10 protein-coding genes are annotated in these 9,205 nt (G+C 73.6%); 5 read left to right on the forward strand and 5 right to left on the reverse strand.

Going from position 1 to position 9,205, the window contains the following annotated elements; genetic code table 11:
- Nucleotides 1–84: 84 nt before the first annotated feature.
- Nucleotides 85–1,641, forward strand: a complete 1,557-nt coding sequence (locus ACIQVL_RS26220; RefSeq protein ID WP_403476490.1) for a subtype B tannase — start codon at nt 85–87, stop codon at nt 1,639–1,641.
- Here ACIQVL_RS26220 and ACIQVL_RS26225 read toward each other — a convergent pair.
- The 3 genes from ACIQVL_RS26225 to ACIQVL_RS26235 all read right to left on the reverse strand — a co-directional run bounded on the left by ACIQVL_RS26225 (nt 1,583) and on the right by ACIQVL_RS26235 (nt 5,096).
- Nucleotides 1,583–3,082, reverse strand: a complete 1,500-nt coding sequence (locus tag ACIQVL_RS26225; RefSeq protein ID WP_403476491.1) for a PTS transporter subunit EIIC — start codon at nt 3,080–3,082, stop codon at nt 1,583–1,585. The two genes, ACIQVL_RS26220 and ACIQVL_RS26225, sit on opposite strands and share 59 nt — an antisense overlap.
- 16 nt (nt 3,083–3,098) lie before the next feature.
- The gene (gene murQ / locus ACIQVL_RS26230) at nt 3,099–4,028 is read right to left on the reverse strand and encodes an N-acetylmuramic acid 6-phosphate etherase (protein WP_403476492.1); all 930 of its coding nucleotides are present in this window, start codon (nt 4,026–4,028) and stop codon (nt 3,099–3,101) included.
- A 111-nt stretch (nt 4,029–4,139) separates the two neighbouring features.
- Entirely contained in the window at nt 4,140–5,096 is a 957-nt protein-coding gene (locus ACIQVL_RS26235) for a MurR/RpiR family transcriptional regulator (protein WP_403476493.1), read from the reverse strand.
- Between the two features lie 55 nt (nt 5,097–5,151).
- Between ACIQVL_RS26235 and ACIQVL_RS26240 the strand changes: the two genes are divergently transcribed.
- Both ACIQVL_RS26240 and ACIQVL_RS26245 read left to right on the forward strand, forming a co-directional pair.
- Nucleotides 5,152–5,538, forward strand: coding sequence for a hypothetical protein (locus ACIQVL_RS26240; protein WP_403426715.1), 387 nt, complete (start codon nt 5,152–5,154; stop codon nt 5,536–5,538).
- Between the two features lie 24 nt (nt 5,539–5,562).
- Nucleotides 5,563–5,925, forward strand: a complete 363-nt coding sequence (locus ACIQVL_RS26245; protein WP_403476494.1) for a DUF4031 domain-containing protein — start codon at nt 5,563–5,565, stop codon at nt 5,923–5,925.
- Here ACIQVL_RS26245 and ACIQVL_RS26250 read toward each other — a convergent pair.
- Entirely contained in the window at nt 5,852–6,925 is a 1,074-nt protein-coding gene (locus tag ACIQVL_RS26250) for a GNAT family N-acetyltransferase (protein WP_403476495.1), read from the reverse strand. The genes ACIQVL_RS26245 and ACIQVL_RS26250 overlap by 74 nt on opposite strands.
- A gap of 10 nt (nt 6,926–6,935) precedes the next feature.
- Nucleotides 6,936–7,607 (reverse strand): hypothetical protein, encoded by a 672-nt coding sequence (locus ACIQVL_RS26255; RefSeq protein ID WP_403426718.1) that lies wholly within the window; start codon nt 7,605–7,607, stop codon nt 6,936–6,938.
- 46 nt (nt 7,608–7,653) lie between these two features.
- On the opposite strand from ACIQVL_RS26255, the gene ACIQVL_RS26260 reads away from it, so the two are divergent.
- Together ACIQVL_RS26260 and ACIQVL_RS26265 are read left to right on the forward strand one after the other, a co-directional pair.
- Nucleotides 7,654–8,334, forward strand: coding sequence for a maleylpyruvate isomerase family mycothiol-dependent enzyme (locus ACIQVL_RS26260; RefSeq protein WP_403476496.1), 681 nt, complete (start codon nt 7,654–7,656; stop codon nt 8,332–8,334).
- Between the two features lie 136 nt (nt 8,335–8,470).
- A complete protein-coding gene (locus ACIQVL_RS26265) occupies nt 8,471–9,181 on the forward strand; it encodes a copper homeostasis protein CutC (protein WP_403426722.1) in 711 nt (236 codons plus the stop codon).
- Nucleotides 9,182–9,205: the final 24 nt, after the last annotated feature.

A 9,205-nucleotide genomic window follows, 5' to 3' on the forward strand; every position in this document is an offset into this window, starting at 1 on the left:
CAGTAACCGCTGTTGCACTCATGCCCGCACGAGCCGCCCACAGAAGAGACGGAAGTGAAGCGAGTGAAGCGCAGAACGGTAGTCATGGGGCTCACCGCGGCCGCCGCGGTTCCGGCGGTCGGGTTGGCGACGGGTGCGCGGGCCGCCACCCGGGCGTCGGCGAGCGGCACGGACTCGGCCGCGGTCACGGATTCGGCCCTGGTCTTCGACCCGAGCGCCTACACCGAGCTGACCACCAGCATCACCGACACCGCGGGCACCGCCCACGACGTGACCTACCACTTCTACAAGGTCAGCAGTTATGTGGCGAACCCGGTGGACGCCACGTACCAGGGGCTCAACGTCAGCGTTCCGGTGTCGGTCGACGGGGTCGCCGTGGACGCGACCCACGCGCCGGTGCTGCTCGCCAACAACGTGGGCGGGTACATGCCCTCGTCGGTGGCGGGCGCGACCGGGATCGGGGGCGGCGGGGGTGCCGGCGGTCCCGGGGGACCCGGCGGGCCGGGTGGGCCCGGGGGCGGGGACAGCGGGCCGAACCGCACGCTGCTGGCGCTGCTCGCCGGGTATGTCGTCGTCGAGCCGGGGGCCCGGGGCCGCAGCCTCGTCGACGCGAACGGCGTCTACTACGGCTGTGCGCCCGCCGCCATCGTCGACCTCAAGGCGGCCGTGCGGTACGTGAAGTCCAACCGGGGGCTGATACCGGGCGACGTCGACCGGATCGTCTCGGCCGGGACGAGCGCGGGTGGTGCGCTCTCCGCTCTGCTCGGCTCCTCCGGCGACAGCCCTCTCTACGCGGCGGAACTGGCGGCGCTCGGCGCGGCCGACGCGAGCGACGCGGTGTTCGCGAGCGGCGACTGGTGCCCGATCACCGACCTCGAACACTCCGACATGTCGTACGAGTGGTGCTGGGGCGGCAACCCGCTCGCCGACGGTTCGAGCGTCGACGCGACCGTGTCCGCCGATCTGAAGGCGCAGTTCACCGAGTACCTCGCGGCGCTGCGGCTGACGGCTCCGGGCTTCGGGCGGCTGACCGACCGCAACCTCGACGAGTATCTGGTCGCCACCCATCTGGAGCCGTCCGCCACCCGCTACCTGGCCGCACTGTCGGACACCGACCGGGCCGCCTACCTGGCCGCGAACACCTTCATCGGCTGGGACGGCACGAACGCCACCTTCTCCTGGGCGGACTTCCTCACCCACGTCGGCGCCCGCCGGAAGGGTGCGCCCGCCTTCGACGCCTTCGACCTGTCGACCCCGGAGTGCAATGAGTTCGGCACCGACACCACCGCCACCCGCCACTTCACCCTCTACAGCCTGCGGCACGCGGAGGGCGACAGCGCGCGCCTCGACGCCGACCTCCCGAAGAAGCTCGACCAGATGAACGCCATGTACCACGTGGCGCAGCAGGTCAACCCGAACCGGGCCCGGCACTGGTGGATCCGGCTCGGCACGAAGGACAGCGACACCTCGCTCACCGTCGCCGCCAACCTCGCCGCCAGGCTGAAGAACCTCGGCGACGACGTCGACATCAAGTACTACTGGGACGCCGGGCACGGCGCCGACAACGACCCCGGTGACTTCATCACCTGGATCGCCGAGGTGACGGGTCACGCGGGTCACCCGGGACACCTGCGCCGCTGAAGCCCGCGTACGTCGCCAGGAAGCCCACGGCGTAGCCGGTGAGCAGGCCGCCCGCGTAGATCGCCGCCGCCAGGGCCGGGCCCCTGTTCCCCGTGAGGAGAGGGAACAGGGCCCAGCCCGAGGGGCCGATGGCGGTGGCGCCCACGCGGTCGCCGAGGACCGCGAAGAAGCCGACGAAGGCGCCGCCCGCCGCCCCGCCCGCGCAGGCGGTGAGGAAGGGGCGGCCGAGGGGGAGCGAGACGCCGTAGATGAGGGGCTCGCCGACGCCCAGCAGGCCCGCCGGGAGCGCCGATCTGATCGTCGTACGGAGCTGGGTGTGGTGGCGGAGGCGGGCGTAGACGGCGAGTGCCGCGCCGACCTGGCCCGCGCCGGCCATGGCGAGGAGGGGGAGCAGGACGGTGTAGCCCTGCTGCTGGATGAGGGTGGTGTGGATGGGGATCAGGGCCTGGTGCAGGCCCAGCATGACGAGGGGGAGGAAGAGGCCGCCGAGGACCAGGCCGGCGACCGGTCCGGTGGTGGCGAGCAGCCAGTTGGCCGCGGTGCCGATGGCGGAGGAGACGAGACCGGCGGCGTACATGAGGCCGTAGAGGGTGGCGAGGCCCGCGACGAGGACGGTGACGGCGGGGGTGAGGAGGACGTCGAGGGCGTCCGGGACGCGGCCCCGGCACCACCTCTCGACGCCGACCGCGAGCAGCGCCGCCGCCAGCGCCCCGAGGACCCCGCCCTCACCGGGGACGAGCGCCACCCCGAACGCCGTCACCTTCGCGACGCCCGGATAGACGACGACCGCCGCGACCGCGCCCCCGAGCACGGGCGTCCCGCCGAACACCTTCGCCGTGTTGTATCCGACGAAGACGCTGATCAGCGCCATGAAGCCGGAGGCGACGGCGGCGAGGGCGGGGGTCAGCCAGGGCAGCCAGCCCGCGTTCACGAGCAGCCCGTCGAGGCCGGCGAGGATTCCGCAGCCGATCAGGGCCGGGATCAGCGGCACGAAGACGTCGGCGATGCGGCGCAGGGCCGTCTTGAGGGGGGTCGCGTTGCGCCGGGCGCGGGCCGCTTTCAGCTCGGCGCCACGGGCGGCGAGGTCCGCGGCGCCGTCGTTGCCGGGCCGGGTGCGGGTGCGTCGTGGTTGCTCGCGCAGTTCCCCGCGCCCCTCCGGGGCGCGTTGCGGTGACCCCGGCAGTTCGTCACCGAGCAGCTTCTCGAACTCGGCGGTCACCGCCACCACCGCACCCGGCCCGATCACCACCTGGAGGGTGTCCCCGTCGGCCACCACCCCCAGCACCCCGGGCACCGCCCGCACCGCCTCCGCGTCGGCCCTGTCCCGGTCGGCGATGCCCAGCCGCAGCCGGGTCATGCAGTGGGCGACGGAGGTGACGTTCCCGGGGCCGCCGACCAGGGGCAGCAGCGCGGCGGCGGTGTCGTACGACGATCTCTGCACCCCCCGAGGGTGCGCGTCAGCCGCCCGTCGCGGTGAGCGCCGCGCGCAGATGGCCGCCGGACTCCTCCAGAAGGCGGGCTGCGGTGGGCCCGTCGACACCGGCCAGGATCACCAGGACGGCGGGCTTGACCTCGCCGTCGGTGGCGGTGAGGGCCGCCTCGATCTCGGCGTCCGGCGCACCCGTGGCGAGCGCGACGATCCGGCGGGAGCGGGCGCGCAGCTTCTCGTTGGAGGCGCGGACGTCGACCATCAGGTTTCCGTAGGTCTTGCCGAGCCGGATCATCGTGATCGTCGACAGCATGTTGAGGACGAGCTTCTGCGCGGTGCCGGCCTTGAGCCGGGTGGACCCGGTGAGCAGTTCGGGGCCGACGACGACCTCGATCCCGTGCTCGGCGGCGGCCGCGAGCGCGCTGCCCGCGTTGCAGGAGAGGCCGACGGTCAGGGCGCCCAGGGCGCGGGCGTGCTCGACGGCGCCGACGGCGTAGGGGGTGCGGCCGGAGGCCGAGACGCCGACGACGGTGTCGGCGGCGCCGATGCCGAGCGCGTCGAGGTCCGTGCGGGCCAGCTCCGCCGAGTCCTCGGCCCCTTCCACGGACGTGACCATGGCCGCCGGGCCGCCCGCGATGACCCCGACGACCTGACCGGGCCGGGTGTTGAAGGTCGGCGGACACTCGGAGGCGTCCAGGATCCCGAGTCGCCCGGCGGTACCGGCCCCGGCGTAGACCAGCCGGCCGCCCTCGGCCATACGGGCGGCGATCGCGTCGATGGCGGCCGAGATCTCGGGGAGCCGCAACGCCACGGCGGCGGCGACCCCGGCATCCTCCCCGTTCATGAGCCGCGCGATGTCGAGCGTGGGCAACGTGTCGATCTCGGCGAGTTCCGGCCGGAAGGCTTCGGTGGTGAGCGCTTCGAGTTCGGTGCGGAGGGTGTGATGTTCGGTGGTCATCGGCAGACGGCTCTTTCCAACGCGGACGAGTGCACTAACTCAGGGGCGCGGGGAACTGCGCGATCAGCCACATGCGGCCCGCACTCGCTCCACAACGCGTCCCTCTACGGTCTATCGGGGCAAACTCCGGTGCCGATGAGCCAACGCCTCGTACGACGCCGCCAACGCCGGCGCCGCCGCCTCGTACGTCCGCTGCGCCACCCCCACGAACAGACAGTCCACCACCAGCAACTGCCCGGTCCGCGACGACATCGCCGCCGGCCGCAGCTCGCTCTCCCGCGCCGTCGACGTCGTCAGCACATGGTCGGCGTACTGCGTCACCGACGACCCCGGCCGCCCGGTGATCGCGACGGTCGTGGCCCCCCGTTCGAAGGCCACCCGCAGCGGCTCTATGACATCCCCGGTCGACCCGGAGTGCGTGATCGCTATCGCCACGTCGCCGGCCCGCAACTGCACCGCGTTGGTGACCGCGAGATGCGGATCGCTGTGGGCGTGCGCTATCAGCCCTATCCGCAGCAGCTTCTGCGTGAGGTCCTGGGCGACCAGGCCCGACGCCCCGATGCCGTACACGTCGGTCCGCCGCGCCCCGGCGAGCGCGCTCACCGCGGCCCCCAGCTGCACCGTGTCGAGGCCGGCCGCCGTGTCCGCGAGGGTCTGCTGCTCGTCGTAGGCGAGTTTCGCGACGACGTCGGCGATCGGGTCGTCGACGGAGATGTCGGTGGTGATCGCGGGTGCCCGCCCCGACTGCTGGTGGGCGGCGAGTCCGGCGAGGGCGAGCCGCAGGTCGCGGTAGCCGGGGTAACCGAGCAGCCGGGCGGTGCGGACGACGGTCGCCTCGCTGGTGCCGGTCAGTTCCGCGAGGCCGGTGACGGTGAGGGCCGCGCAGCCTGCGGGGTCGCCCGCGACGGCCTCGGCGACGCGCTGCATGGAGCGGGTCATGGAGGGCGCCAGGGTCCGCACCTTGGCCGCGAGCGCGGCGGGAGCCGGCGGCGCGCTCGCTGGTGCGCCTGGTGCACCCGGTGTTCCCGGCCCGCGGTCGCCGAAAATTTCCTTCACCTTCTCGGTCACCCTTGAAAGATATTTTCGTTTCGGGTGCCCGGTCAAGACCGCGCACAATAGGACCATGGATCCCGTAAGCCCCCTGGAACAGGCGCTGCACGCAGCCCGCGCCCTCGTGCTCGCCGACCTGGTCGCGGGTGAGGTCGCCGAGGCGGACGTGGTCTCGCTGGTCGAGGACTCCGTCGTACAGCGCCGCTGGTGGGTGGAGCAGTGGCCGGAGGGGGCGGGGTACGTGGCGGGGCTGGTGGCCCAGGACGTACAGGACGCGCTCCTTGAGCGGTACGGCCGCTGGCCGCTGTGCCCGGTCTGCGGCTCCGGCGACCCGCACGCCCTGGACGTCGAACCCGAACTCGGCCCGGACCCGCACTGGGTGTGCCACAAGGCGGGCGTGAAGGTCGCCTCGGTCGGCTCACTGGGCGGTTCCCTGGGCGGCGGGATGCCCTCCTCGTGACGGAGTTCTCGTGACGGAGTTCTCATGACGGTGTACATCGATCCGCCGGACTGGCCGGGACACGGCCGGATGTGGTCCCACCTGGTCAGCGACGTCTCGTACGCCGAACTGCACGCCTTCGCCGAGGACATGGGCGTACAGCGCCGCGCCTTCGAGCGCGACCACTACGACATCCCCTCGCACCGCTACCCGGACGCGGTCCGGGCCGGTGCCGTGGAGGTCAGCAGCCGCGAGGTGGTGCGGCTGCTGCACGGGGCGGGGCTGCGCCGGCGCAAGAGCGACGTGTCCCGCCGGCAACCGCCTCCGACGGTCCCTACTCCGCCGCCCGCAGTGCGAAGGCCAGCTCCGCCTCGCCCTCGCCCACCTGGGCGAACCCCGCGCGGGTGACGACCGCCTGGGAGGCGGTGTTGGCGGTCTCGACGGTGGCGAACAGGGTGCGTACGTCGTCGCGGGCCAGGGCCCAGTCGGCCAGCGCGCGGAGCGCTTCCGTCGCGTAGCCGTGACCGCGGGCGGCCTCGGCCAGGTCGTAGCCGATCTCCACCCGGCCCTCCTCGTCCGGGGCGGAGTGGAAGCCGATGCCGCCGACCGCCCGGCCGTCGGCCCGGCGGACCAGGGCGAAGACGCCGAACTCCGGCCGGTGGACGCCCCCTTCGTACGCCTTGAGCAGGAAGCCGGCGGCGTCGCGGGTGCCCTCGTAGGGGCCGCCGTCGATCCACTCGAAGCCGCCGTCGCCGCCGAGGCGCAGGTCACGGGCTTCGGCGGGGCGGATGCCGACGAGGTCGAGGCGCTCGGCGGGGATGACCAGGTTGTTGCGCCAGCGCCAGCCGGTGACCGGGGCACGGCCGGGCAGCTCACCGCGGCCGGTGGCCCACAGGAGGGTCGGCCAGGCGGCGGGACCGGGCTGGACGTGCGGGAACAGCCAGGCCAGGACGGACTCGGCGAGCTCTTCGGAGGGACGGTGGGCGAGCCCGAGGCCCAGCGCCATGTCGTGGGTGTGGAGCAGGACTTCGGCGACGCCCATCGCGGCGAAGCCCGCGCGGTCCGCGCTGCGGAAGGGGTACGGGTGGAAGGCGCGAACCTGGCGGGGGGTGGTGCGGACGGTGGCGGCGAGCAGGGCGCCGGTCGTCTCGATCACGTGCAGCAGGCCGGAGTTGTCGGTCCCGTCGTCGAGCCTGAGCTCGAAGGGCACGTACGCGTCCTGGGCGCGCCCGGCCAGGTTCGCGGCGTACGCGACGAGATCGTCGGCTACGTGGACCGCCGTCTCGTGGCAGTTCCAGTCCAGCCTGCCGGCCGGCACCTCCGTCCAGTCCCTCGTCACCGCGGGCCGCAGCGCGGCCACACAGCCCGCGACGGCCTCTTCCACCTGGTCCCCGCCCATGTCCCGCATGGCTCGCACCCTAGGACGCCGGATCCTCGGCGGTCGACAGCATTTCCAGCTCCGCGGCGAGGTTGTAGCGGGCGGTCGGCTCCCACTCGGTGCGGCCGTACGGCGTTCTGAACAGCTGGGGCAGGTCGAGGAGCTGGCGCAGGATCGCGGAACGGCCCGCCCGGAAGGCGTCGTTGGGGACGAAGTGGTACTCCTCGCGCACCTCGGCGGTGTACGCGGCGTACGCGGCGGGCGGGGCGGCGAGGATCGCGAGGTCGGCGTCGCACAGGACCTCGCCGTTGCGGTCGCCGGGGGCCGGGTCGTGGGTGACGGTGAGCCGGACCAGGCGGGCGACCTCGGCGGTCTGTCCCGCCGGGAGGCCGGCCTCGGGGAGGGCCCGTTCGGCGAGGCGGGCCGAGCGCTCCTCGTTCGTCGAGCGGTCCGGCAGGTACACGGCGTCGTGGAACCACGCGGCGAGCCTGACCAGGTCCGGTTCGTCCGCGTACTCCTCCAGCGTGTCGATGCGGTCGAGGACCGCGGCGAGGTGGGTGACCGTGTGGTACCGGCGCTGGGGCTCCTGCCAGCGGCGGAGCAGTTCGTCGGCGTAGCGGTGCGGGGAGGGCACGCAGGAGTCGTCGTCCCGCGACCCGAGGAAGGCGCGCAGCCAGCGGGAGTGCAGGTCCCTTTCCTGGAGATCGTCCATGCGCCCATTCTCCCGCCCGGCACTGACATCCCCCTAGCGTGGAGCCATGACTGCTGCTGCTGCTGACGACGACGCACGCGACCCCCTCCTCCCCGGCCGTCTCCTCACCGCCGAGCGCGACGTGCTCATCCCGCTCCTCCGCTCCCGGCCGGACGCGGACTTCGCACTGCCGACCGCCGCGTGTCCCGGTTGGACGGTCCGGGACGTGCTCGCCCACTGCTCGTCCGCGCTGATCCGGGTGGTGGAGAGCCGCTTCGAGCCCGGGGTGTTCTCGCCCGAGTCGAACGACCGGGACATCGCCGAGCGTGCCGACTGGACGAACGCCCGGGTCCTCGACGAGCTGGAACGCGGGATGACCGAGGCCGGCGAGGTGATCGCGGACCGGGCGGACGGGCGCCTGGACCCGGTCGCCTTCGGCGAGTGGGTGCACGCCGGTGACGTCCGCGACACCCTCGGCGAACCCGGCGCCTACACGGGCGCGGGCCTGCCGCACGCGCTCTCGCTGCTGGCCCGGGTGACCCGGGTGCGGGGGCACCTGCGGCTCCAGGCCGACCTGGACGACGTGGACGACCCGCTGCACCTGGGCGAGACCAGCGGCACCCGGACCCCGGCCCGCTTCATGGGGGACGCGGCGACGCTCGTACGGCTGTACACCGGGCGGTCGCCGGACGGGGCGTCGTACGAGCTGATGGGGGCGGAGACGGCGGAGCTGAACATCTACGGCTGAATTCGGACCCCGTGTGACAGGGGCGGTCTCGCGGCCGTCGCCGTTCCCCGCGTACCCTGGATTGGACTAGACCTCCGGACTAGACCTCTTGCGAGAGGCGTCCGGGGTGCACGGGGAACACCACGGAAGGGGCCCTATGAGCACGCGTGCAGTCCTGGAGGTGATCGCGCTCGACGCCGAGGACGCGGTCGCCGCCCAGGCCGGAGGCGCGGACCGCCTCGAACTGGTCACCGACATGGCGGCCGACGGGCTGACCCCGTCGCCCCGGACGTTCACCGCGATCCGGGCCGCCGTCGACATCGACCTGCGCGTGATGCTGCGACTGGCGGACGGGTTCGCCGCGGGCGACGCCGACCGCCTGGTGGGGGTGGCCGGGGAGCTGCGGGCGGCCGGGGCCGACCAGTTCGTGCTCGGGTTCCTGGACGCCGAGGGCGGGGTGGACCTGGACGCGGTGGAGCGGGTGGTGGCCGGGCTGGACGGCTGCCGCTGGACCTTCCACCGGGCCATCGACCGGGCCGCGGACCGCGACGCCCTGCGCAAGCAGCTCGCCGACCTGCCGGGCCTCGACACCTACCTCACGGCGGGGGCCGCGGAGGGCGTGGACGAGGGGCTGCCCAGACTGCTCGCCGAGGCGGGGCGGCGCGGCGAGCCGGGGTACGGGCAGACGCTCCTGGTCGGCGGCGGCCTGCGGCTCGACCACGTGCCCGAACTGCTGGCGGCGGACATCGACGCCTTCCACATCGGCGGCGCGGCCCGGCCGGAGGGCTGGGCCGGGGCCGTGTCGGAGGAATCGGTGCGGTCCTGGCGACAGGTCCTGGACGGGGCGAAGACCGCAGTAACGCGTTGACGGGGCCGCGCCCGGCTCGGTCGC

Source organism: Streptomyces sp. NPDC090499 (assembly GCF_044769305.1).
Classification (GTDB): Bacteria; Actinomycetota; Actinomycetes; order Streptomycetales; family Streptomycetaceae; genus Streptomyces.